Origin of the sequence: uncultured Veillonella sp. (assembly GCF_938010505.1) — a bacterium.
In the GTDB taxonomy this organism is placed as follows: Bacteria; Bacillota; Negativicutes; order Veillonellales; family Veillonellaceae; genus Veillonella.
The window spans coordinates 1-25,258 of the sequence record NZ_CALLVP010000021.1 but is presented as its reverse complement, the minus strand read 5'-3'; the positions used below and the strand labels follow the sequence as shown (position 1 = coordinate 25,258).

The window sequence follows — 25,258 nt, the reverse complement described above, 5'->3', positions numbered from 1 at the left end:
CTTCGCAGGGGTCCATGAAATCGTTGAAAATATCTGACTATGAAGCTATTGCCAAGTTAGAAGGTGTAAAAGCTGCCAGTCCTATGACGAATGGCTATTATGTGGTGATTTATCAAAATAAAAACTGGACTACATCTGTTGCGGGGGTTAATGCTAACTTTCAGGACGTAAATAATTGGACTATGACATCTGGTCGATTTTTCTCCGATAAAAATGTACAAAACCGTGAACGCGTAGCGGTTGTGGGCCAAACAGTAGTAAAAAATTTGTTTGCCGATGAAAATCCTGTAGGCAAGGAAATTCGAGTTAAGAATATACCGTTCCGTGTCATCGGTGTTCTCAAAAGTAAAGGGAACGGAACTATGGGCAATGACCAAGATGATACGGTCTTAATTCCATATACTACATCGATGGAACGCGTAGAGGGCATTGACTATCTTCGCATGGTGTATGTTGTGGCTAAGGATGATGAAGGTATTGATCGTTTGCAGGCGGATATAGAAAATCTATTACGTGTTCGCCATAGTATCAAAGATCCTAATTTGGATGATTTTAATATTCAAAATATGAAATCCATCATGGAAACAGTGGCTCAGACTACGGGAACATTTACTTTGTTCTTAGGGGCTGTAGCGGCAATTTCTCTAGTTGTAGGCGGTATTGGTATTATGAATATTATGCTCGTATCTGTAACGGAACGAACTCGAGAAATTGGTGTTCGTAAAGCATTGGGTGCTACGTATAGCGTAATCGTTACACAGTTCCTAATAGAAGCCGTTGTAATAAGTTTGATGGGTGGCTTCATCGGTATTGCCTTCGGCATAGGTGCGTCGAAATTAATCGGAATGGCATCAGGTATGAGTACAGTTGTATCAATCCCAACGATCATAATGTCCTTTGGCTTCTCTATGGCTATCGGTTTGATTTTTGGTATTTACCCTGCTCGTAAAGCGGCTAAACTCAATCCAATCGATGCATTACATTACGAATAATAGAATAGAGTTGACCTATTCGCATATGGTGCGTTGCATGATACAATATGTATGATGTAACGCACCATTTTTATAATCTTTTATGATTACTGGTGAATTTGATATAGATAATTACAGGTTGTTACAGATAATCAGTGATAATACAGATAATCACAGTTATATTTACGAATATGATTAACCTATATATTTTTAACTTGTTTAAATAGTTAATGGATGTAATAGGGTTAATATAAAACGTGTATTTAAAGTGTTAGTATATGAATTGGAGAAGTAAATGGTTACGACATTGTTAGAATATTTCAATGAATTACGAGATCAGAATCCATTTTCTTGGGTGAAAGATTCTGAAGTTACCGCAGTAGATGCTGGTCATGCGGAGATGACATTGCAAACAAATGAAACAGAATATTGCAACTTTAGAGGTCACTTACATGGTGCTGTATGTATTGGTTTTGCTGATAGTGTAATGGGCTCTGCATGCTTTACATTAGGCAAGTCTGTGAGTACTATCGATATTAGTGGTAACTATGTAAAGTCCGTTAAGGGTGGCACTTTATTACGCGGTGTAGCCAATGTAGAACATAATGGTAAGACCACGATGGTTGCTACAGCTCGTATTTATAATGAACTAGGTGAGCTCGTTCACTTGGCAAGAGGCACATTCTATGTATTAGAAGAGAGACCATTACCTGATTTACCATGGCGTTTTATTGAAGAAGATAACCCTGATTTGGTATAATATAGTTTAGACTTTTAACTATAGGAGGATGCTTGAATGGAACAAGAATTACAACGTATTAAGGCAGAAGCCCTTGATGCCATCAAAGGCGCTGCTAATCAACAAGCGTTGCAAGATATACGTGTTAAATATTTAGGTAAAAAAGGTGAGGTAACGGCCTTACTAAAAGGTCTTGGGAAATTATCTCCAGAAGAACGTCCGAAGGCTGGTGCTCTCGTTAATGCTGTTCGTGAAGCATTAGAGGCTGAAATCGATGCTGTAAAAACTCGCATGGAAACCGCAGAGTTAAATGCTCGTTTAGAGCAAGAGCGCATCGATATTACATTGCCTGGTCGTGCGCCAAAAACTGGTCACATTCATCCATTAACTAAGGTTAATGAAATGATTGAAGACTTCTTTATGAAAATGGGTTATACCGTTGAAGAAGGTCTAGAAGTAGAGCAAGATTACTATAACTTTGAGTGCTTAAACTTGCCTAAAGATCATCCAGCACGCGATATGCAAGACTCCTTCTATATTACTGAAAACTTCTTGTTACGTACACATACATCTCCAGTGCAAGCTCGTACTATGCAACGTCATGAGCCTAACAGCCCAATTCGTATGATTGCGCCTGGTAAGGTTTATCGTTGGGACTATGATGCGACACATTCCCCAGTATTCCATCAAGTGGAAGGTCTCATCATCGATGAGCATATTACATTTGCTGACTTAAAAGGTACATTAGAGTCCTTCTTGCGTCACATGTATGGTGATGAAACAAAGGTTCGTTTCCGTACGAGCTTCTTCCCATTCACAGAACCATCTGCAGAGGTAGATATTTCCTGTGTAATGTGTGGTGGAGATGGTTGTCGTGTATGCTCTCATACAGGTTGGCTTGAAATCTTAGGCTGCGGTATGGTTCATCCTGACGTATTGCGCATCAATGGGTACGATCCTGAAAAGGTTAAAGGCTTTGCCTTTGGCATGGGCGTAGAACGTATTGCAATGCTTTTATACGGCATTAACGATTTACGCCTATTCTTTGAAGATGATGTACGATTCTTGGAACAATTTTAGGAGGAACTCATGAAAGCAAGCTTACAGTGGATGAACGAATACGTGCCTGTGGATATGAATCGTCCTGCTCAAGAATTGGCCGATGAATTAACGCAAGCTGGTATTCCTGTAGAAAATGTTATTCCTATGGATAATGGCATTAAGAAAATTTATACTGGTAAAATCGTGGAAATCACGAAACATCCAGATGCAGATAAATTACAAGTATGCCAAGTAGAATGCCTTACTGAAGAAGGCGAGCCCATTACAAAACAAATCGTAACAGCCGCTACTAATGTGGCAGTAGGTCAAATCGTGCCTGTAGCGTACCATAAATCTCGCTTAGCTGATGGAACAGAAATTAAAAAGGGTAAATTGCGCGGTGTTGTATCCGAAGGCATGTTCTGCTCTGTTGCAGAATTTGGTATCTCTAGTGACCTAGTGTTACCAGAGGAAGCACAAGGCATTTACATTTTTCCTGAAGATACACCAATTGGTCTTGATGTAAAAGACGTATTGGGTATGAATGATACGGTATATGAGTTTGAACTCACTGCTAACCGAGCAGATTGTTTTTCCATGGTTGGCTTATCCCGTGAATTTGGGGTGATGACAAATCAAAAAGCTTTATTCCCTGTTATTATGGTCAACGAAAATGGTGAGTCCATAGAAGGCAAAGCTTCTGTATCTATCGAGGCGGATGATCTTTGTACTCGTTTTACGGCTCGCATAGTGTCTGACGTAAAAGTTGAGCCATCTCCATTGTGGATGCAAAATCGCTTGCGCAACAGTGGCATTCGTCCTATCAATAACGTAGTAGACGTTACAAACTACGTTATGTTAGAACTGGGCCAACCTATGCATGCATATGATTATGACCATGTAAAAGGTCATAAATTAGTGGCACGACGCGCTAAAAATGGCGAAGTTCTTGTAACACTTGATGGTTCTGAACGTGAATTAAATGATTCTATGCTTATCATTGCTGACGCAGAACGTCCTGTAGGCGTAGCTGGTATCATGGGTGGCTTTGACAGCGAAGTAACAAACGAAACAACTACAGTTATGTTCGAAGCTGCTGTATTTAATGGTCCATCTATTCGCCGTACTGCAAAAGCTCTTGGCATGCGTTCTGAAGCGTCTGGTCGTTTTGAACGTGGCGTAAATCATAAATATACTGCTTATGCTATCGACAGAGCAGCTCAATTATTACAACAAATCTGCCCTACTTGTAAAGTTGATGTAGGTGTTATTGATGTATATGAAAATCCTGTAGAGCAACATTCCGTTACTTTCACAGCGGAACAAATTAACGATTACTTGGGTACTAATATTGAAAAAGACGAAATGGTTCACATTTTGACAGCCCTTGAATTCGTTGTAACAGAAGAAGGGAATCAATTGTCCGCCCTCGTTCCAACATGGCGCGGTGACGTAACAGTGATGCCTGATATCGCTGAAGAGGTAGCTCGTATTTATAACTACGATAATATCGCCCCTACAATTCCTGTAGCCGTATTATCCTCTGGTGGGATGACTCCTAAAAAAGCTCTTACTAAAGAGGCAACACATGTGTTGGCTAAATTGGGTATGACTGAAATCATTACATTTAGCTTCATGCACAAAGATGGTCTTACCAATATGATGCTTCCTGAAGGGGATAGCCGTTATACTGCGATTCCAATCTTGAACCCAATTTCCGAAGAATTCCCTTACATGCGTACTACATTGGTACCAGCTGTTATCGATGCAGCGAAACGCAATTTAGCACAACAAAATAAGGATCTCTGGTTATTTGAAATGGCTAATGTATATGAGCCAAAAGCATTACCACTAACTGAGGTGCCCCATGAACGCCCTATGGCTTGTGGCATTTTGATGGGTAAGGTGAACCAAGCTGGTTGGAATCAAGCCGAACGCACTACAGATTTCTATGATGTTAAAGGTATTGTAGATGATTTATTGGCTGAACTTGGTGTTACAGGCTACGAAATCAATCGTGGTACTGAGCCATACTTCCATCCAGGTGTAAGTGCTAAATACGTAGTAGATGGCAAAATGATTGCTCAATACGGTGAATTACATCCGCAAGTGAGCAAAAACTTTGACTTGCCTGGTAAAGTATATATGTTTGAAATCGATTTGGAAGCAGTGTTATCCTTGGCAATTCCAGCATTCCGCTACACATCTTTCAGTAAATTCCCAGGCACTAGCCGTGACCTTGCTATCGTAGCACCTGTGTCCGTTGCTAGTGACGAGATTTTATCTATTATTAAAAAACATGGTGGCGAATATTTAGAAAATGCATCTATTTTCGACGTTTACGAAGGTGAACATATCGAAGCTGGTTACCGCAGTCTTGCGTACAACTTACAATTCCGCTCTATGGAAGGCACGTTGAATGATGAAGATATTGATAGCAACATTCAAGCTATTATCGATGCATTAGCAGAAATTAATTGTAGATTACGTTAATCTCAAGCAGTATATTGAAAGGGTTTACCGTATGGTAAACCCTTTTAGTACTATAGTTATACCTTTAGTTAGGTAGAAAGGATTGTCCATGGAATTATTGGCTCCTGCCGGTACGATGGAAAACTTTATGGCCGCCTTAGAATCTGGAGCAGATGCGATTTACCTCGGTGGTAAAGGCTTTAATGCCCGTGCTCATGCAGCAAACTTTGGCATTGAAGAATTGGCCGAGGCTATTCGATTGGCCCACATTCTAGATGTGTCCGTATATGTAACAGTAAATATTCTAATAGGCGATTCTGAATTAATAGCTCTCGAGTCGTATTTAAAAGACTTAGAACGCATCGGTGTGGATGCTATTATCGTTCAAGACTTAGCTGTTGCTAAATTGGCACAACGAGTGGCTCCGAAATTGCATTTACACGGTAGTACGCAAATGACGGCAGCTACGCTCGATGCGGTTCGTTTTTATGAAAGCCTCGGTTTTACCCGTGTTGTATTGGCTCGTGAATTGAGCCTCGCTGAAATTGAACATATTTGTAAGAACTGTACCGCTGAAATCGAAGTCTTTGTTCACGGTGCCTTATGCGTATGCTATTCTGGCCAATGCTTAATGAGTTCCTTCATCGGTGGGCGCAGTGGTAACCGCGGTGCTTGTGCACAGCCTTGTCGCTTGCCTTATGAATTATTGGATTCATCGGGCACAAGCTTGTTGCCTAAACACGAAGCTTATTTATTGAGCCCTAAAGATCTTAACTATAGTGAACATATGAATGAGCTCGTAGCAGCCGGTGTAAAGTCCTTCAAGGTAGAAGGGCGTATGAAGAAGGTTTCCTATGTGCGCCAAGTTATTGGTACTTACCGCCATATCTTGGATACGGCTCATATGGATTCTGCTGACGCTAAGGCATTGGCTGCTGGCTTTAATCGCGGCTTCTCTACAGGTTACTTAACAGATCATGTAGGAAAATCCATGATGACCGTGGTGGCCCCCAATAATCAGGGGAAACCAATTGGCAAGGCAGAGGTTAAAAAAGGACAAGTTCATTTATATTTAACAGAACCTATTGAAAAAGGGTCACTTTTAAAGGTTATGCAAGCCTCTGGTAGCATTACGTATTATCAGATCGATCAAAACTGGTCTGTTGTTGATGATAAACATTTGGTAGGTAAACCTGATGAAGGTTTTGCGGCGGGACAAGTATTCCTTGCATCACCGCCTAAAGCTCAAAAGCAAAGAGGTCTACAAGATTTCAGTGCTAAATTAGAGGTACATGGATACCTATCTATTAATACTGAGCGTAAAACACCTTGCACAGAACTTACCTTTGTATTAAATGATGGTCGTACTGTGATAGTATTTAATGAGTTTGAACCAGTTTATGCTAATAATAAACCGACTACATTAGATAAGGTTACTGACCAAGTAGGTCGACTAGGGAATACATTGTTTACGTTAGGTTCTATGTCTATTCCTGACGGACCTTATATGTGGCCAGCTAGTGTGTTAAATGCATTGCGCCGCGATGCTGTAGAGGCACTAGAAAACTTGTTGATTACAGATCATGAAATAGCTTGGGCGGAGCTAGCTGTAGAGCCTCAAGATATGTCATCTATGGTGGCTAAGAGTAGTATTCAATATACTGAGCCTATAGTAAGTGCTCGAGTTGATGAGCTAGAGGCTGTGAAAGCAGCTATTGAAGGGGGCGCTAAGAAGATTATCTTCGGAGGTGACCGCTTACAACGTAAGCCTTATGAACTTAGCATCTACGATCAGGTAGCCAAGCTTTGTAAAGACCATAATATACTTTGTGTGTTTGCTACGCCTCGAGTTGTGAAAGATGATGAAGTTGAGGCCTATATGAATACCCTTAAGGCCATAGTTGAAGCTAAACCAGATAGCATTTCTATTCACGTCCCACAAGCCTTATTGTGGCTTCGTGACTTAGGTTATACAGGTGCCATTGAAGCTGATACAGGTCTTAACATATTTAATGGCTCTGCCTTACAGGTATGGGAAGACTTACATATGAGTAGCGTAGCACCGTCCTTAGAGTTAACATTGACGCAACTAGTAAGCTTACAAAAAATTACTAACCTGCCATTAGAGGTCATGGTTCATGGGTATACGGAAATGATGATTTCTGAATACTGTGCCATCGCTAGCTTTGTTGGGACTGGTAAAAAAGAAAACTGTTCTATGCCGTGCGTAACAGAAGATTACGCCTTAAAGGACCGTAAAGGGGAAGTGTTCCCACTTCGCACGGATCCATATTGCCGCATGCATATCATGAACAGTCACGAAATGGACATGCGTGCTTACGTGCCAGAGTTACATCGAAAAGGGCTACATATTTTACGTATTGATGGACGTCATATGGATCCAAGGAGATTGCGTACCATCGTAGCAGATTATGTGTCCATTCAAAATGGAACTCAAGAGGCTCCGCCTAAGAGTGTAGGCAAAGCTGATACGCCTATTACAAGGGGCCACTATTTTAGAGGTATTTTATAAAAGAGGTAGTACATTGTTTAACGAAGATGTATTAGACTTTCACCATATAAAAGAACAATTACAACAGCATTGTAGCTCTGCCATAGCTAAAGAATTGGCTATGAACATTGAGCCAATGATCGATGCGAAACAAATTCAAGAGAACCTTGATGAAACGGCAGAGGCAATGCGGTCATTGCAAACAGAGGTAGAACAACCATTGGGTGGAACACGAGATATTCGTGAATCCTGTAAAAAGAGTCGTAAAGACTTTGTTCTTACTCGTGAAGCGCTATGGGATATTTACTTAACCATTGGTGCCTATAAGCGAATGACAAAGTTCTTTAGAACGAAATATATGGAATATCCCTTGTTATCCTTATGGGTACAGGATATGCCGAATACAGATCGTATTGAAAACCGTTTTAAACGGGTCTTTGATGATAAAGGGGAATTGCTAGATACTGCATCTCCTAAGTTGGCGAGCCTTAGAAATACGATTATTAAAACTCGTGAAAAGATTAAAAATGATATTCAAGCTATCTTGCACGACAAAGATAATCAAAAGTATTTCCAAGAAACGATCATTACACAGCGTAACAATCGTTATGTAATCCCTGTAAAACAGGAATATCGCCAATATTTTGATGGTCTTATTCACGACCGTTCTGCAACGGGTCAAACACTCTATATTGAACCGATGCGTTTGGTGAATCTAAATAATGAATTACAAGAGGCTTTGATTGGTGAAGAGCAAGAAGTATTGCGCATTTACCGTGAATTATCTGCCCTTGTTAAACAGCATAGTAATGATTTGATGGATGCTTGTGAAAAGGTATCTCACATCGAATTTGTATATGGTAAGGCGAGCCTTGCTATTTCCTATAAGGGTGTACCGGCCATCTTGAGTACTGATAGAACAGTTAATCTCATGAGAGCTCGGCATCCATTAATTCCACCGAATGTGGTGGTGCCTACGAATATTTTATTAGGTACATCATATCGTATTCTATTAATTACTGGTTCTAATACAGGTGGTAAAACAGTATCCCTTAAAACACTAGGGTTATTGAGTTTAATGAACCAATGTGGTCTATTTATCCCTGCTGATCACGGTTCCATGTTGCCAGTATTCCATAATATCTTTGCTGATATTGGGGATGAGCAAAGTATTGAGGCAAGCCTTAGTACGTTCTCCGCTCACATGACACAAGTGATTTCCATCATTAAACATTGTGGTCCCAATGATTTAGTATTACTAGATGAGCTTGGTTCTGGTACTGATCCAGAGGAAGGTAGTGCATTAGCTGTATCTATCTTGGAATTCTTCCGTAAAAAAGGTGCTCTTATGATGGTAAGTACCCATTATAATGAGCTTAAAAACTACGCGTACCATACGGAAGGTATTGAAAACGGTCACGTAGAGTTTGATGAACGCACATTAAAGCCTACGTATCGATTACATATCGGTGTAGCTGGTAGTAGTCATGCATTGAGCATTGCCGCACGACTTGGTCTTCCAAAAGATATTGTAGCTCGCGCAGCAGAATATAAATCTCAATTTGGTAGCCACGAAATGGAAGAGGTTCTTTCAGATTTGAATGAGCAACTTCGAAAAGCGTCTGAGCGAGAAAGAGCACTAAAGAAAGAGCTCGAAGAAACACGTCGCATGCGTGGTCAATTAGAGAAGGAAAAGAAACAGTTTAACGAAAAACGCAAACAAATCTTAGCTAAAGCTCAAGCCGATGCAGAATCTATGAAGCGCAGCTTGCGCGTAGAAGGGGAAGCGATTATCAAACAATTGAAATCGCAATTTTCTGAAACGGATAAGGACAAACGTCAGTCGGCTATCAATGCGGCGCGTAAGGGCATTTCTAATGTTCATGTACCAGATGCTCCGGTCGATGACAATCGCAAGACATTAACTGTTGATGATGTTAAGGTAGGACAAGTTGTATTCGTAACGACGTTGCGTTCTTTGGGTACCGTATTATCTATGAAAGGTAATCGTGTAAATGTAGACATTAATGGCTTAACTGCTACAGTTAAGGTTAATGAATTGCAATCTACAACTCGTGAAGAGGGAAACAAACTAGAACGCGAACAAAAAGCAGTTATGCCGAAAACAAGAAAACGCATGGGGGGCTCTGCAGTACAACGTCAAAAAGAAGTTCGCACAGAAATTAATATCCTTGGTCAAACTGTAGACGAAGCTACAGTTTCAGTTAGCCGATTTATCGATCAAGCTTTACTGGGAGGTGTAAACCAAGTGCGGATTATTCACGGTAAGGGGACTGGAGCATTGCGTGAAGGTGTTCACCAATATTTGCGTACCTTACCTCATGTAGCACACTTTGAAACAGCAGGTTATGATGAAGGTGGTGCAGGGGCTACGAATGTAGTTCTTAAGTGAAAATATATATATCCTTTAAAAGTTAGCTATATGAAAATAAAAAGGTAGTAAGTTCATTGAACTTGCTACCTTTTTTGTATAGAGTTTTGAGAATCAATGTATAAAAAGAAATGTGCATAAAAAGGGGCGGAACAAAACGTTCCGCCCCTTTTAGAGACTACTATTAAATTAGCGTTCCTTTTTAGATTTTTTATTTTTTGATGAATTAGATTTTTGCTCTGTAACCTCTTCTTTTTTAGGTTTATCATCATCTTTTATTTTTTCATCTTTTGGTTTTTCTTTCTCATCCTTTTTATCAGTTTTCTCATCCTTTTTATCTTCTTTTTTAGGTTGTACTTTTGCAGGATTTACGTAACCTTCAGAGATTGCTGCTTGTGCGCTAGATGGGACAGGGAAGTCAGAAGCAGGAGTATTAGCAAGAGCATTTGCCATGAATTGACCCCACATAACGGCTGGAGTACTACCGCCAGTAATGCCTTGTAGTGTTTCGGACCCATAGTCATCACCAATCCAAACGGCAGCTACTAAATCAGGTGTGTAACCTACGAACCAAGCATCCTTGGAGTCATCAGTAGTACCTGTTTTACCTGCTGCAGGACGACCGATAGCTGCATTACCACCAGTACCACCATTTATAACGGATTCTAGCATGTTTGTAATGATAGCCGCATCTTTTTCGTCAACAACGCGTTTTTCTTGGATGGAATTTTCTTCTACAATTTGACCATTGCGGTCTACAATTTTAAGAATTGCTGTAGGTTGAACTTTGATACCGCCATTAGCGAGTACACCGTAAGCTTGTACCATATCAAGAGGCGTAACGCCATGTGTTAAGCCGCCAAGTGCTGTAGATAAGTTGTAATCTTGATCAGTTAAAGTAGAGATACCCATTTCCTTAGCAAGATTAATAACTTTAGTCATACCTACTTCATCAGCAATTTTTACTGCTGCTACGTTGCGAGAATGTTGTAATGCGTAGCGGTATGTAATGTTACCTTCGTAATCGTTCTCATAGTTTTTAGGACTCCAATTACCAAAGCTAACAGGACTATCCTCAATGATGGAACCAGGAGTTTTACCAGATTGGATAGCAGCTAAATAAACAAAAGGCTTCATAGTAGAACCAGGTTGACGTTCTGCTTGTGTAGCTCGGTTGAAAGAGTCATCACCGCGACCACCTACCATAGCTACGATGTAACCATTATGAGGATTCATTGCTACGATAGCACCTTGAGGTTGGTGTAAACCATTTTTATCAGTGTAGTAATTAGGCAAGTTTTGCATCGCTGCAACCGCAGCATTTTGTGCATCCATATCAAGAGTAGTATAGATTTTCAAACCATCTTTATAGATTGCATCATCGCCGTACTTTTCAGAAATTTGAGCAATAACGTAGTTGATGAAGTAAGACGCATTAGATTTTTCATGGGCTTGTTCTTGTTTTGCTATTAAGCCTAAATCTGCTTGGCGAGCTTCATCAGCTTGCTCTTGTGTAATATAACCATATTTTACCATTTGGCCCAATACGATTGCTTGACGTTTCTTACTAGCCTCCAAATCATTGAATGGGGAATAGTAGTTAGGACTTTGTGGTAATCCCGCAATGAGAGCCGCCTGTGCAAGTGTCAATTGACTAGCATCTTTACCAAAGTATACATGAGACGCAGATTGTACACCGTAAGCGCCTTGACCAAAGTAGATTTGGTTCATGTACATTTCAAGGATTTCATCCTTGGTGTAATGTTGTTCTATTTTAAGTGCTAATAAAGCTTCAGAAATTTTACGTTTTAATGTTCTATCTTGAGATAAGAATGCATTACGAGCTAACTGTTGAGTGATTGTAGAGCCACCTTCAGATACGCCACTATGTACAATATTTACCCATACGGCACGTAAGATACCAATTGGGTCGATGCCATGATGTGTATAGAAGCGGGAATCCTCTGTAGCTACAAAGGCATTCTGTAAATCTTTTGGCACATCCTTTAGTGGTACCGGTAATCTGTTTTCTGTGGAGTGAACCGTTGTAATGAGATTGCCGTGCACGTCGTAAATCTGAGACGATGCAGAAGGGCGTACATTGGATACATCCGGTAGATTAGATAATGTGGCACTTATGAACCCACAGCCACCACCGGCTACGATGAGTATAAAGAGAAGTGTACAAATCCAAAATAGACGCTTAGGATTTGTTTTCTTCGGTGTAGAACCATTACCATTTGAGCGGCGATTGGCTCTCTTATTTGAGTTACTACTCATAGAGTCACCTCTTTTTTCTTATAGTAAATATAACGTAAATTCTATTACGCAGTTATAAATATTATATCATAAATGGTTTAAATCCAATACTATATATAATTGTGAAAGTTTTTAGATAATGGTATACTAAAACAATAGTATTTCTAGGAGGATTATCATGATTAGTGCTCAAGAACAAGTGCGCCAAATTAAACATGGTGTTGCTGATTTAATTAACGAACAAGATCTTGTAAAAAAAATAGAGAAATCCATTAAGGAAAATAAACCACTAGTTGTTAAACTAGGTTTGGACCCAACGGCTCCAGATATTCATTTAGGGCATACTGTACCACTTCGCAAACTACGTTTGTTCCAAGAATTTGGTCATCAAGTAGTGATTGTTATCGGTGGTTTTACAGCTCGTATTGGTGATCCATCTGGTAAAAGTGTAACACGCCCACCACTTACAAAAGAACAAGTGCTTGAAAATGCACAAACATATAAAACACAAATCTTCAAGGTATTAGACCCTGAAAAAACTATTGTTCGTGATAACAGCGAATGGTTGGAAGACATGAACTTTGCTGATGTACTTCGTTTGGCTGGTTCCTATACAGTAGCTCGTATGATGGAACGTGATGACTTTAACAAACGTTTCAAAGAAGGTCGTCCTATTGGTGTGCATGAGTTCATGTATCCATTGATGCAAGGTCACGATTCCGTTGCATTACATGCTGACGTTGAATTTGGCGGTACAGACCAAACTTTCAACTTGTTGATGGGGCGTCACCTTCAAGAGGTAGAAGGTCAAGAACCACAAGTCGTTATTACAATGCCATTGCTTGAAGGTCTTGATGGCGTTCAAAAAATGAGTAAATCTTTAGGTAATTACATCGGTATTGATGAAGAACCAAAAGAAATGTATGGTAAAGCGATGTCCATTCCTGATGAATTGATGATGCGTTACTTCATGCTCGTTACAGATATGTCTATTGAAGAGCAAGAGGATATGGCAAAACGTCTTGAATCCGGGGAGTTACATCCTCGTGATGCTAAAATGCAATTGGCTCGTACCATCGTTCGCTTATATCATGGTGAAGAGGCTGCTCTCGAAGCCGAAGAAGAATTTAAACGCGTGTTCCAACAACGTGCTATGCCTACAGACATTCCTGAGTATGCTATGGATGCGCCAACAGAAGCAATCTTTGTACCACAATTCTGTACAGATGCTGGCTTAACTGCATCTAATGGTGAAGCACGTCGCTCCATTAAAGCAGGTGCTTTTAAAGTAAATGGTGAAAAATATAGCGAAGAAAACATTACTCTTGAAGACGGCATGATCCTTCAAGTAGGTAAACGCAAATTCGTGAAAATTAAATTTAACTAATATAAAACTGTGATGAGGTGCAGAGGCCTCATCACAGTTTTTTGGATTACGAGCGCTTTCTATTGGTAAACTAATGATTGAACTTACTAGTTAATGTATAATGAAAGTAACTATTAATTATAAAGTTGAGATATAAAGCTTTATATATAAATCTACATCTAGATACAGATATATATAGTTATACAGATATAGATATAGCCATATCTCGTAAGAGGATTCTAAGTATGGATAAAAATTTAACTACCTTTTTAGAACAAAGAAATCATACGGTTCTTACCGATATTGATGTTATAACTGCGGCCGTGGCAGTACCACTATTAGAAATCGATGAAGAAGATCATGTAGTCTTTACTGTGCGTAGTAATAAACTTCGCCGTCAACCAGGTGAAATTAGCTTTCCTGGAGGACACTGTGAGCCAGATGATAAAAGCGGTGCTCATGCAGCCATGCGCGAGTGCTCTGAAGAATTGGGTATTGATTTAAATCAAATTGAACTACTTGGTAATTTAGACTGTTTAGTATCTGCTATTGGCGTAAAACTATACGCCGTAGCAGTGCGACTACATACAAATGATTTAAAACCAAACCCAGATGAAGTAGGAGAGGTATTTACAGTTCCCTTACAATATCTACTAGACATGGAACCAACTGTAGGTCACTTAGACATAGCTACAAGACCCTTGCGTGATTTTCCGTTTCATCTATTAGAAGGCTACAATATCGATTGGAAAATTAGACAAAACTACTCTGTCTATTTCTATCCTTATGAACAATACACCATATGGGGGCTAACGGGGCGAGTGCTGAAGAACTTTTTAGATATTTATAAGGAATATAAATAAAGACCATAAAAATTGACAGATTTTAAATTAAGGTATACTATTTATGTGTAAAAGGTTTAATGTGTTGCACTAATTAATCTAGGAGGTTCTCACATGAATCGCGAAACAGCATACGTACTTTGGTTTGATGAATTACAACGTGAAGATATTAATTTAGTTGGTGGTAAGTCTTCTTCTTTAGGGGAATTGACATCTTCCACTAATGTACCTGTACCTTATGGATTTGCTACAACTGCTCATGGTTATCGTGAGTTTATGAAAGCTACAGGTTTGGAAGATAAAATCCGCGCTGAACTTGATGCTTTAGATGATGTAGAAAATTCTGCATTATTGCGCGAAGTGTGTGCTAAGATTCGCCGCATGATTTGTCAGGAAGACATGCCAAAAGACTTGGCAGATGCTATCCGTCATGCTTATGAAGAACTTGGTAAAAAAGTGAATGAAGAAAATCCATTTGTGGCTGTTCGTTCTAGTGCAACAGCAGAAGATTTGCCAGATGCAAGCTTCGCAGGTCAACAAGATACGTATTTAAATGTATGCGGTGCTGACGTAATTATCGAAAAAGTAAAAGAATGCTACGCATCTACATTCACAGATCGTGCCACATATTACCGTGTAAAACAAGGCTTTGATCATATGACAGTAGCATTGAGTGCTGCGGTTCAAATGATGGTATTTTCTAAAGCAGCTGGCGTAATGTTTACTGTTGATCTTGTAACAGGCAATGATAACAATATTCTTATTGAAGGCTCTTGGGGCCTTGGTGAATATGTTGTACAAGGTACGGTTACACCAGATAATTTCCGTGTGGATAAAGAAAAGATGGAAATTACGGACCGTATGATTAACGATAAACATGTCCGCCTTGTTCGTAAAGCCGATGGTGACTGTGTTGAAGAAGTGGTTCCAGCTGACGAAGCAAAACAACAAGTTATTACAGATGCTCAAGTTTTGGAACTTGCAGAATATGGAAAAGCAATTGAAAAGCATTATGGTTGCTACATGGATATGGAATGGGGCGTAGATGAACGCAATGACAAGATTTGGATCTTGCAAGCTCGTCCAGAAACGGTATGGTCCCGTAAGGAAAAAATAGAAACATCTGAAAGTGCTAACACACTTGAGACTGGCGATCGTGAAATCATCGTAAAAGGTTTACCGGCTTCCCCAGGTAATGCTGCAGGTAAGGCTCACGTTATCATCAATCCTGAGGATATCGATGAGTTCAAAGAAGGTGAAATCCTTGTCACTGCGATGACTGCACCTGACTGGGTGCCAGCCATGAAAAAAGCAAAAGCTATCGTTACTGATGCTGGCGGTATGACTTGTCATGCGTCCATCGTTAGCCGTGAGCTTGGTATTCCTTGTATCGTAGGTACTAAGAGCCGCAGCCATGAGGCGACTACATCTATTAAAGATGGTCAAATGATTACCGTTGATGCTACAAATGGTATCGTATATGATGGTGTATTAGAAGATATCGTTAAAAAGCCTGAAGCACAAGCTTCTACAGGGGTAGCTGCTGAATATGTACCTGTAACAGGCACTAAGATTTACATGAACTTAGGCGATCCTGATTTGGCTCAAAAATATGGCGTACTACCATGTGATGGCATTGGTCTCATGCGTGAAGAGTTTATTTGGACTACCTTCATCCATGAACATCCATTACACCTTATCGAAACAGGTCGTAGTGACTTTGCTGTAAATACATTGGCAGAAGGTATGCGTAAAGTGTGTCAAGCGTTAGCGCCTCGTCAAGTAGTCGTTCGTTTGAGCGACTTTAAATCTAGTGAATACCGTGACCTTAAAGGTGGCGATAACTATGAACCACATGAGTCCAGTGCATTACTTGGCTGGCGTGGTGCTTCCCGTTACTATGACCCTAAATATACACCTGCTTTCAAATTAGAATTAGAAGCAATCAAAAAAGTACGCAATGAATTTGGTTTCAAAAACTTGCAAGTTATGATTCCATTCTGCCGTACCGTTGAAGAAGCTGAATTAGTAACTAATTTGATGGCTCAAGAAGGGCTTGAACGCAGTAAGGATTTTAAAGTATGGCTCATGGCTGAGATTCCATCCAACATTATCTTGGCTGATCAATTCAATAAATATGTAGATGGTTATTCCATTGGTTCTAATGACTTGACTATGCTCGTTCTCGGTTGTGACCGCGATAACGAAACAGTTCAACATATCTATGATGAACGTAATTTAGCAGTTCGCAGAGCGATTCATCACCTCATTGAAGTGGCCCATAAAGATGGCAAAACCGTATCTATTTGTGGCCAAGCTCCAAGCGTATACCCTGAACTTTGTGAATTCCTTGTGAAAGCGGGTATAGACTCCATTTCTGTCAACCCAGATGCTGTGGTGAGCACTAAGAAAATGGTGGCCCAAATTGAACAAAGAATTATGCTCGATGCTATGACTGGTCGTGGTCGTCAAGATTCTGACGAATTAACTTGGTAATAATATAGTTATGGTGAAAGAGGAGACCTGTAGGTCTCCTCTTTTTCTGAATGGTAACTTAAGATATAATACAAACAGAGATGAAAGGGGGTTACCGTGTGAAACTGTCGAAACGACAAGAACAAATTGCTCAAATCGTTCGTGAAGAAGGTCCTGTAACAGGCAGTGCTATTGCTGAACATTTAGATGTTACAAGATCTGCGTTGCGCTCAGATTTATCTGTATTAACTATGTTAGGTGTGTTAGATGCGCGTCCAAATGTAGGTTACTACTACGTAGGGCTTTCAAAGGAAACACAAACGGCTGAGCGATTAAAGTCATTTCTGGTAAGTGATGTATTATCTCAAGCGGTCGTAGTCAATGGGGATACGAGTTTGTATGATACGATTGTCACGTTATTCACAGAGGATGTAGGTACAATATTAGTGTGTGATGATTCGTACCTAGTAGGTGTGGTATCTCGAAAAGATTTATTGCGCGCCTCTATGGGACAAACAGATTCGCATGCCATGCCTATATCTATGATTATGACTCCTGTAAGCAAGGTTATAGCGGTGGAGCCTACCGATACTTTGGTAGAGGCTGCACAAAAAATGATAGATTATGAGGTAGATTGTTTACCTGTTATCGTTCGCGAGGACGTGGGTAACAAGAAACGCTTAAAAGTTGTGGGCCGCGTATCAAAAACGACGGTAGCAAAAGTATTCTTAGAATGTAGCATACACTGAGGTTGATAGAATGGCAGAAAAAATTATTTATGCAATATCGGATTCCCTGGGGGAAACCGCTGAGGCTGTAGCGAGAGCTACGGCGAGTCAATATGATAAGGAGCAAATTGAAATTGTTCGAGTTCCTTATATTGATAGTGAAAGCCAAATTGATGAGGTTATAGACGATGCAAAACGTGGGCATCATGTTATTTGTCATACCATTGTATCTGCGTCTTTGCGTAAGTATTTGCATGAGAAGGTAGCGGAATATAATATCCCTGCTGTAGATATCATGGGGCCTGTTCTCGATGCAGTCGGTACAGTAGCGACTACTAAACCGCGCATGACAGCAGGTATGGTTCATAAGCTGGATCAAGAATATTTCAAAAAGGTTGAGGCCATCGAGTTTGCCGTAAAATATGACGATGGTAAAAATCCATCTGGTTTTGAAAAGGCAGATATAGTTATTATTGGTGTGTCTAGAACTAGCAAAACACCACTATCTATGTTCTTGGCGTACAAAAAGATTAAAGCTGCAAACTTGCCATTAGTACCAGAGGTACCATTGCCAGAGGAATTATTCAAAATTCCAGCAAAGAAAATCGTGGGCCTTATTATAGACCCATTCAAGTTAAATAATATTCGTAGTGAACGTTTGCGCGCTATCGGTCTTGAAGACGAAGCAAACTATGCATCTATTGAGCGTATTCAATCTGAATTAGATTATGCAAAGGCTATCATGCGTCGTTTGCACTGCCAAGTGTTAGATGTTTCTAATAAATCCATTGAAGAAACAGCCTCACTTGTCATGCAATTGATCGATAAAAACCGCGCGTCGGAGGGTAAATGAATATACGGGAACAAATAGAGGAGCGGGAGGCTTTACTCCTGTCTCCCTATGCAACTAAAAGCCGCGATGCGATCCGTGATACAGAAGAAGCTCCCGATCCACTTAGAACTGCGTTCCAACGCGATCGGGATCGCATTATTCACAGTAAATGTTTTAGACGGTTAAAACATAAGACACAGGTATATATTGCGCCAGGTGACCATTATCGGACACGTATGACTCATACCCTTGAGGTAGGTCAAATCGGTCGTACTGTGGCTCGTGCATTACGTTTAAATGAGGACCTTGTAGAAGCTATTGCCATGGGCCATGATGTGGGGCATACCCCATTTGGTCATGTAGGCGAATATGCATTGCGAGATATGGTGGGGCACTTCAATCATAATGAGCAAAGTTTGCGTATGGTTGAGGTGATAGAAAGACATGGCAACCACCAAGGGCTTAATTTAACGACTGCTGTCCGAGATGGCATCGTAGGTCATACAGGGGCTACAATTCCTGTGACCTTAGAAGGTCAAATTATTCGTATCGTAGACCGCATTGCGTATTTGTGTCATGATTTTGATGATGCACAACGGGCAGGTATGTTGACGGCAGAGGAGTTGCCTTTTGAGGTGCGCGAGCATTTTGGTATGACTCCATCTAGTATGATTACCGCAATGGTTGAAGATATGGTTCGAGAATCCTTGGATAAGCCTTCTATTTCTATGTCTGCTGATGTGGAAATGACGATGAATCTATTCCGTCAATTTATGTTTAAACATGTTTATTTGGCACCAGCTTTAATTCCGGATCGCAAAAAGGCAGCTCATGTGGTGAAAAATTTATTCACTCACTTCATGGAGTACCCAGATGATATGGAAGGCTGTGAAACTGGTAAAGAGTTTTATTCTACACTTGATGTAGTAGATTATGTGGCAGGCTTAACAGACCAATATGCCATTAAGCTATTTAAACAATACTATATACCAAGCATTACATTATAAATAACAAAAAAAGCAGTTAGTTCAAATTGAACTAACTGCTTTTTTTGGGGCTCTAGAACCCCAAAGAGTACATGTACTTTTTATTTTACGCGCGTGTAATTTTATTAGAACGAAGGCAGCGAGTGCATACGTTTACTTTTTTAGTAGCACCGTCTACAACCGCCCGTACTCTTTGAATGTTCGGTTTCCAAGTTTTTCTTGTGCGAATGTGAGAATGACTCACGTTCATACCGCTAGATGTGGATTTACCACATACTTCGCAAAGGTTTGCCATAGTTTCCACCTCCAAGCTTAATCTATAACATAACAAAAGTATATTATCATAAAGAATAGCTTAAAGCAAGTGTTTTTGTCGTACATATTGCTCTTTTTATGAAATATACTACAATATAAGGTATACTATATATCATATTCTAAGATATGAAAGGGCTTTTGTACAAGGATATACAGAAATTGGATATATCTCATGTGTTTATCGTATATTTAAAGGAGTTTTTATGGATGAACGATTGACGACTATAAAGGGAATTGGTCCTGGTCGCGAGAAACAATTGCATAAGTTGGGAATTACCAATGTTACATCCTTATTGACTTACTTCCCTAGAACCTATGAAGACCGCCGTACAATTTATAGAATTGGTGATTTAAAATCAGGTATGACAGGCGGTGTGGTAGGTACCATTATTGCCGTACAAGAAAAGCGCCCTCGTCCTCGATTGTCTATTTTAGAGGTCGTCATTGCAGATGGCACAGGTCCTTTGAAGATTGTTTTGTTTAATCAAGGGTATAGAAAGAATTTTTACAAAAAGGGGCAGCGTCTATATGCGTATGGTAAAGCTGAGTTTCAATATGGTTCTATGCAAATGAACACACCGCAAATGGAAAATTTAGGAGACGGTGGTGAACCTGATCGAGGTATCGTTCCTATTTACTCACTTGCTGATGGGGTATCTCAATTTGTGGTACGATCATCCGTACGCAATTGGTTTGTAGCTAATTATGAGTTACCCGAGATTTTACCTGTGGAGGTTCGTGAAGCTCATCATTATATGAGTCGATATGATGCTTTTAAGAGAATGCACTTCCCAGATTCCTCAGAGCACTACGAAGCGGCTCGTCATCAATTGGCCTATGAAGAGTTGTTCGTTATGCAAGCTGGCTTAGCCTTGTTGCGAAATAAGGAGCAATGCCACAGAGGTCCTAAAATGGGACCAAACGGGGAACTAATGGCTCAATGTATAGAGAATTTACCGTTCTCCTTAACAGGTGATCAACAACGAGCATTAGAAGATATTCGTATCGATATGGAAGACGAACGACCTATGCAAAGGTTGTTACAAGGTGATGTAGGCTCTGGTAAAACCGTTGTGGCGACCTTGAGTTTATTAAAAGCAATCGAAAATGGGTATCAGGGGGCAATTATGGCTCCTACGGAGATTTTAGCGGCTCAACATTACGAAGGGATACGAACTGTATGTGCTAATTTAGGTATTACTATAGAACTATTAACTGGATCCTCCACGAAAAAGGAAAAAGAACGCATCTATGAAGGCTTAGCTGATGGAACAATTCATATGATTATTGGAACCCATGCTCTTATTCAAGAGGGGGTTAATTTTCATAATCTAGGCCTTGTTATCGTCGATGAGCAACATCGCTTTGGCGTAGATCAACGGGCGAGATTGCAACAGAAGGGAACATATCCTCATGTACTTATCATGACGGCTACACCAATCCCTCGTACCATGACATTATCCGTATATGGTGATTTGGCAGTATCCTTAATAAAAGAAATGCCACCAGGTCGAAAACCTGTTAAAACATATGCTGTAGATAGTTCTTATAAAGATAGATTACGCACTTTCTTCGGCAAGGAAATGGCAGAGGGGCGTCAAGTCTACGTGGTGTGCCCCCTTGTAGAAGAATCCGAAAAGTTAGACTTACAAGCCGCCGAGGAATTGTATCTAGAGTTAAAAGAATACTTTTATAAAGCCTATGAAGTGGGGCTCGTTCACGGTCGTATGAAGCCGAGTGAAAAAGATGAAGTGATGAATGCCTTTCATAAGGGTGAAATTTCATTACTTGTTTCTACTACAGTTATCGAAGTTGGTGTTAATGTTCCAAATGCTACTATTATGTGCATTGAAGGGGCAGAACGATTTGGGCTCTCTCAATTACATCAGCTGAGAGGCCGTGTAGGACGTGGCACTCATCAGTCCTACTGTATTCTTGTTAGTGATTCTAAAAATGATGTAAGCCAAGAGCGGTTAAAACTTATGGAACAGATTCAAGATGGATTTGAACTTGCAGAGCAAGATTTATTGCTTCGCGGATCTGGTCAATTATTTGGTTTAGCTCAATCGGGGCTGCCAGATTTACGCGTTGCAAATATCATTAAAGATATTGAAATTTTAGTAGAGGCTCGCAAGGATGTACTAGATTTTGCAAACCAATTTGGAATGGAAAAATTAGAATCTGTTATGAAAGCAGAATTAGAAAAAAGATTTGGTGAAAAATTCCTAAGAATATTGTATAATTAAGAGGTAGGAATAATAAGTACATAAGTATCGATAATATTAGATTTTATCTGGCTTTTTCCCTTGTGTATATGTTCCTCATACCGTATAATAGAACAAACAATTTATTTCATTTTTTCATCTATGGAGGTTAATATGCCAATTATTCATGTAGAGCTTGTAGAAGGGCGCACAAAAGAACAAAAGAAACAATTAGGTGAAGCAATCACAAAAGCTGCGGTTGATATCGTAAATGTCCCTGCTGATGCAGTAAAAGTTATCTTCGTAGATATGAAAAAAGACGATTATATGGAAGGCGGCATTTTGCGGTCTGAACGCTAAGCTACGACTGACCGCCTAGTCCATAGGGACTAGGCGGGTCGTAGTTTTGTTTTATTATACGGAAAGGAAATAAAAATGAGAGACGATAAATTCGGTATGCGTGGATTAACTTTTGATGATGTATTATTAATACCAGCGGCTTCTGATGTGCTGCCTAATCAAGTAGAGTTACAAACTCAACTGACTCGTGACATAACGTTAAATATCCCTATGATTAGCTCAGGGATGGATACAGTTACTGAATCTCGCATGGCGATTGCTATGGCTCGTGAAGGTGGCCTTGGCGTTATCCATAAAAATATGTCTATTGAAGAACAAGCCCATGAAGTTGACAAGGTAAAACGCTCTGAACATGGTGTTATCGTTGATCCTATTTTCTTAAGCCCTCAAAACTTACTATCTGATGTAGCAGAAATTATGGAAAAATATAAAATTTCTGGTGTACCTATCACAGAACATGGTAAACTAGTAGGGATCATTACAAATCGCGATATGCGTTTTGAAACTGATTTAACCCGTCAAATTGGAGATTGCATGACGAAGGATACACTCGTTACTGCACCGGAAGGTACATCTCTAGAGGCGGCAAAAGCAATTTTAAGTGAGCATCGTATTGAAAAATTACCTCTCGTAGATGGCGATGGTAACTTAAAAGGCTTAATTACGATTAAAGACATTGAAAAAGCGACCAAATATCCAAATGCAGCAAAAGATACTAGTGGCCGATTATTAGTTGGTGCCGCAGTAGGTGTGTCTCAAGATATGTATGATCGACTTGATGCACTTGTATCTGCTAAGGTCGACGTTATCATCGTTGATACTGCTCATGGTCATTCTGCGGGTGTACTTCGTACATTGAAGGACATTAAACAAGCCTATCCTCACATTCCAGTAATTGCTGGTAATGTGGCAACTGCTGCCGGTACTGAGGCTCTCATCGAAGCTGGTGCCGATGCAGTTAAGGTTGGTATTGGACCTGGTTCTATTTGTACAACTCGTGTCATTGCTGGTATTGGGGTACCTCAAATTACGGCAGTCTATGAGTCTGCTCAAGTAGGTCGTCGTTATGGAATTCCTATCATCGCTGATGGGGGCATTAAATACTCTGGCGATATTGCTAAAGCTATCGCGGCTGGCGCCAATGTAGTTATGATGGGTAATATTTTAGCTGGTACTGATGAAAGCCCAGGAGAACAAGTAATTTACCAAGGTCGTTCCTATAAAGTATACCGTGGCATGGGTAGCCTAGGGGCTATGAAACTTGGTAGTAAAGATCGATATTTCCAAACAGAAGCTAAGAAATTAGTTCCTGAAGGTATAGAAGGTCGCGTACCATATAAAGGTATGTTGGCCGATACAATTTTCCAAATGGTTGGTGGTTTGCGTGCAAGTATGGGGTATTGCGGATGTCATAATATCCAAGAAATGATCGAAAACACTCAGTTCATTCAAATTACAGCGGCTGGTTTGAAAGAAAGTCATCCGCATGATGTAAGCATTACCGTTGAAGCACCAAATTATAGTGGTTGATAATGGAGTATTACATTGAATAAACGTATTTCTGTTTTATCTGTGCCTATCGATTGTGTCACAATGGATGAGGCAGTCCAACGTATTTTACAATTAACTGAACAGCCAGGGCTACATTTAGTAGCCACGGCTAATGCAGAAATGGTTATGTTGGCTAATGAAAATCCTACATTGCACAACATATTAAATAATGCTAGTCTCGTCGTTCCTGACGGGGCTGGCATTTTGTGGGCTGCAGATCGTCAAGGAGAACATGTACCTGAACGTGTAACTGGTGTAGACGTAACTAAGGAATTGTTTAAAGTTGCGGCTACCCATCAAATTCCTGTATACTGCTTAGGGGCAGCACCTGGTGTTGCTCAACGAGCGATTGATAATTTATCTGCTCAAGTGGGAGCGTTAAATATAGTAGGAATTCATGATGGATTCTTTGATAGCGCAGAGGAACAAGAAATCATCAAAGCTATTGGTGAATCTAAGGCAAAATTAGTATTTGTTGCCTTAGGTGTCCCAAAGCAAGAACAATGGATTGCAGAAAAATTGAGTCACCTCGATGGCGTTGTAGCTATCGGTATTGGTGGTTCCTTTGATGTCTTGGCAGGTAATATTCCTCGGGCCCCAGAATGGATGCAACGAAATCGACTTGAATGGTTGTATCGATTATATTTAGAACCTCAGCGGATTGGCCGTATGTTGGCTATTCCAAAGTTTATGTGGACCGTTATTAAAAATAAATAGAGGAGTGTTGAATCGTGCCTACAGGACCAATTATTAAGGAAGGATTTCCTCTGATAGGGGCTATGCTTCTTATCACAGTGGTATTAGGGTTTTTAGGACATTATGTAATTGCGATTATTTCATTTATCTTGGCATTATTTTTCGTCAATTTCTTTAGAAATCCTAAACGTGTAATCCCTCAAGATCCAGAATTGATTTTATCCCCTGCAGACGGGAAAATCATGGATATTTCTGATGTATACGAAGATATTTATTTACATAAAGAATGTAAAAAAGTAACTATCTTCTTGTCTGTTTTCGATGTACATGCTAATCGTGCGCCTATTGATGGTAAAATTACGTACCGTCACTATACGATGGGCAGTTTCTTACCTGCTTTTAAAGATGATGTAGGTTTTGAAAATGAACGTCATACTATTTGTATTGAAAATGATCGTACTTCCGTATTAGTAACGCAAATTGCGGGCATTTTAGCAAGACGTATCGTATCTTGGAC

The 25,258-nt window shown here is 40.0% G+C and carries 19 protein-coding genes; 17 read left to right on the top strand and 2 right to left on the bottom strand.

Annotated elements, in window-relative coordinates; translation table 11 throughout:
* The 6 genes from Q0507_RS00925 to Q0507_RS00900 all read left to right on the top strand — a co-directional run.
* The coding region (locus tag Q0507_RS00925) for an ABC transporter permease (protein ID WP_298711030.1) at nt 1-992 on the top strand (992 nt) is incomplete at its 5' end.
* 274 nt (nt 993-1,266) lie between these two features.
* Complete coding sequence (locus Q0507_RS00920; RefSeq protein ID WP_298711028.1) at nt 1,267-1,731, top strand: PaaI family thioesterase; 465 nt, start codon at nt 1,267-1,269, stop codon at nt 1,729-1,731.
* A gap of 36 nt (nt 1,732-1,767) precedes the next feature.
* Nucleotides 1,768-2,790 carry a phenylalanine--tRNA ligase subunit alpha gene (gene pheS, locus Q0507_RS00915; RefSeq protein ID WP_298711024.1) on the top strand — a complete coding sequence of 341 codons (1,023 nt, stop codon included), beginning with the start codon at nt 1,768-1,770 and terminating at the stop codon, nt 2,788-2,790.
* A 9-nt stretch (nt 2,791-2,799) separates the two neighbouring features.
* Nucleotides 2,800-5,244: a phenylalanine--tRNA ligase subunit beta gene (gene pheT, locus Q0507_RS00910; RefSeq protein WP_298711021.1), complete on the top strand. Its 2,445-nt coding sequence runs from the start codon at nt 2,800-2,802 to the stop codon at nt 5,242-5,244.
* 88 nt (nt 5,245-5,332) lie between these two features.
* Nucleotides 5,333-7,756, top strand: coding sequence for a DUF3656 domain-containing protein (locus tag Q0507_RS00905; protein WP_298711019.1), 2,424 nt, complete (start codon nt 5,333-5,335; stop codon nt 7,754-7,756).
* Between the two features lie 13 nt (nt 7,757-7,769).
* Nucleotides 7,770-10,148 carry an endonuclease MutS2 gene (locus Q0507_RS00900; RefSeq protein ID WP_298711016.1) on the top strand — a complete coding sequence of 793 codons (2,379 nt, stop codon included), beginning with the start codon at nt 7,770-7,772 and terminating at the stop codon, nt 10,146-10,148.
* A 168-nt stretch (nt 10,149-10,316) separates the two neighbouring features.
* Here the strand turns inward: Q0507_RS00900 and Q0507_RS00895 are convergent, their stop codons facing one another.
* Complete coding sequence (locus Q0507_RS00895) at nt 10,317-12,407, bottom strand: transglycosylase domain-containing protein (RefSeq protein ID WP_298711014.1); 2,091 nt, start codon at nt 12,405-12,407, stop codon at nt 10,317-10,319.
* A 157-nt stretch (nt 12,408-12,564) separates the two neighbouring features.
* On the opposite strand from Q0507_RS00895, the gene tyrS reads away from it, so the two are divergent.
* The 6 genes from tyrS to Q0507_RS00865 all read left to right on the top strand — a co-directional run bounded on the left by tyrS (nt 12,565) and on the right by Q0507_RS00865 (nt 19,636).
* Nucleotides 12,565-13,773: a tyrosine--tRNA ligase gene (gene tyrS, locus Q0507_RS00890; protein ID WP_298711012.1), complete on the top strand. Its 1,209-nt coding sequence runs from the start codon at nt 12,565-12,567 to the stop codon at nt 13,771-13,773.
* A gap of 224 nt (nt 13,774-13,997) precedes the next feature.
* Nucleotides 13,998-14,615: a CoA pyrophosphatase gene (locus Q0507_RS00885; protein ID WP_298711009.1), complete on the top strand. Its 618-nt coding sequence runs from the start codon at nt 13,998-14,000 to the stop codon at nt 14,613-14,615.
* 93 nt (nt 14,616-14,708) lie between these two features.
* Entirely contained in the window at nt 14,709-17,090 is a 2,382-nt protein-coding gene (gene ppsA, locus Q0507_RS00880) for a phosphoenolpyruvate synthase (RefSeq protein ID WP_298711006.1), read from the top strand.
* A gap of 98 nt (nt 17,091-17,188) precedes the next feature.
* Complete coding sequence (locus Q0507_RS00875) at nt 17,189-17,818, top strand: helix-turn-helix transcriptional regulator (RefSeq protein WP_298711003.1); 630 nt, start codon at nt 17,189-17,191, stop codon at nt 17,816-17,818.
* A gap of 10 nt (nt 17,819-17,828) precedes the next feature.
* Nucleotides 17,829-18,650 (top strand): pyruvate, water dikinase regulatory protein, encoded by an 822-nt coding sequence (locus tag Q0507_RS00870; protein ID WP_298711000.1) that lies wholly within the window; start codon nt 17,829-17,831, stop codon nt 18,648-18,650.
* A complete protein-coding gene (locus Q0507_RS00865) occupies nt 18,647-19,636 on the top strand; it encodes a deoxyguanosinetriphosphate triphosphohydrolase (protein WP_298710997.1) in 990 nt (329 codons plus the stop codon). Before Q0507_RS00870 ends, Q0507_RS00865 begins: the two co-directional genes overlap by 4 nt.
* Nucleotides 19,637-19,721: 85 nt before the next feature.
* Here the strand turns inward: Q0507_RS00865 and rpmB are convergent, their stop codons facing one another.
* Nucleotides 19,722-19,910, bottom strand: coding sequence for a 50S ribosomal protein L28 (gene rpmB / locus Q0507_RS00860; RefSeq protein WP_005386334.1), 189 nt, complete (start codon nt 19,908-19,910; stop codon nt 19,722-19,724).
* 223 nt (nt 19,911-20,133) lie between these two features.
* On the opposite strand from rpmB, the gene recG reads away from it, so the two are divergent.
* The 5 genes from recG to Q0507_RS00835 all read left to right on the top strand — a co-directional run.
* Entirely contained in the window at nt 20,134-22,176 is a 2,043-nt protein-coding gene (gene recG, locus Q0507_RS00855; protein WP_298710994.1) for an ATP-dependent DNA helicase RecG, read from the top strand.
* A gap of 132 nt (nt 22,177-22,308) precedes the next feature.
* Nucleotides 22,309-22,494 (top strand): 4-oxalocrotonate tautomerase, encoded by a 186-nt coding sequence (locus Q0507_RS00850; protein WP_004696087.1) that lies wholly within the window; start codon nt 22,309-22,311, stop codon nt 22,492-22,494.
* A gap of 75 nt (nt 22,495-22,569) precedes the next feature.
* Nucleotides 22,570-24,024, top strand: coding sequence for an IMP dehydrogenase (gene guaB / locus Q0507_RS00845; protein ID WP_298710991.1), 1,455 nt, complete (start codon nt 22,570-22,572; stop codon nt 24,022-24,024).
* Nucleotides 24,025-24,039: 15 nt separating this feature from the next.
* A complete protein-coding gene (locus tag Q0507_RS00840; RefSeq protein ID WP_298710988.1) occupies nt 24,040-24,762 on the top strand; it encodes a WecB/TagA/CpsF family glycosyltransferase in 723 nt (240 codons plus the stop codon).
* 14 nt (nt 24,763-24,776) lie between these two features.
* Nucleotides 24,777-25,258: phosphatidylserine decarboxylase (locus Q0507_RS00835; RefSeq protein WP_298710985.1), on the top strand; the 482-nt coding region annotated here is incomplete at its 3' end.

Excerpts from the sequence above, each read along its gene's own strand:
- Q0507_RS00920 (WP_298711028.1), top strand. The coding sequence starts at position 1,267 with ATGGTTACGACATTGTTAGAATATTTCAATGAATTACGAGATCAGAAT.
- pheS (WP_298711024.1), top strand. The coding sequence starts at position 1,768 with ATGGAACAAGAATTACAACGTATTAAGGCAGAAGCCCTTGATGCCATC.
- pheT (WP_298711021.1), top strand. The coding sequence starts at position 2,800 with ATGAAAGCAAGCTTACAGTGGATGAACGAATACGTGCCTGTGGATATG.
- Q0507_RS00905 (WP_298711019.1), top strand. The coding sequence starts at position 5,333 with ATGGAATTATTGGCTCCTGCCGGTACGATGGAAAACTTTATGGCCGCC.
- Q0507_RS00895 (WP_298711014.1), bottom strand. The coding sequence starts at position 12,407 with ATGAGTAGTAACTCAAATAAGAGAGCCAATCGCCGCTCAAATGGTAAT.
- tyrS (WP_298711012.1), top strand. The coding sequence starts at position 12,565 with ATGATTAGTGCTCAAGAACAAGTGCGCCAAATTAAACATGGTGTTGCT.
- Q0507_RS00885 (WP_298711009.1), top strand. The coding sequence starts at position 13,998 with ATGGATAAAAATTTAACTACCTTTTTAGAACAAAGAAATCATACGGTT.
- ppsA (WP_298711006.1), top strand. The coding sequence starts at position 14,709 with ATGAATCGCGAAACAGCATACGTACTTTGGTTTGATGAATTACAACGT.
- Q0507_RS00870 (WP_298711000.1), top strand. The coding sequence starts at position 17,829 with ATGGCAGAAAAAATTATTTATGCAATATCGGATTCCCTGGGGGAAACC.
- Q0507_RS00865 (WP_298710997.1), top strand. The coding sequence starts at position 18,647 with ATGAATATACGGGAACAAATAGAGGAGCGGGAGGCTTTACTCCTGTCT.
- rpmB (WP_005386334.1), bottom strand. The coding sequence starts at position 19,910 with ATGGCAAACCTTTGCGAAGTATGTGGTAAATCCACATCTAGCGGTATG.
- recG (WP_298710994.1), top strand. The coding sequence starts at position 20,134 with ATGGATGAACGATTGACGACTATAAAGGGAATTGGTCCTGGTCGCGAG.
- Q0507_RS00850 (WP_004696087.1), top strand. The coding sequence starts at position 22,309 with ATGCCAATTATTCATGTAGAGCTTGTAGAAGGGCGCACAAAAGAACAA.
- guaB (WP_298710991.1), top strand. The coding sequence starts at position 22,570 with ATGAGAGACGATAAATTCGGTATGCGTGGATTAACTTTTGATGATGTA.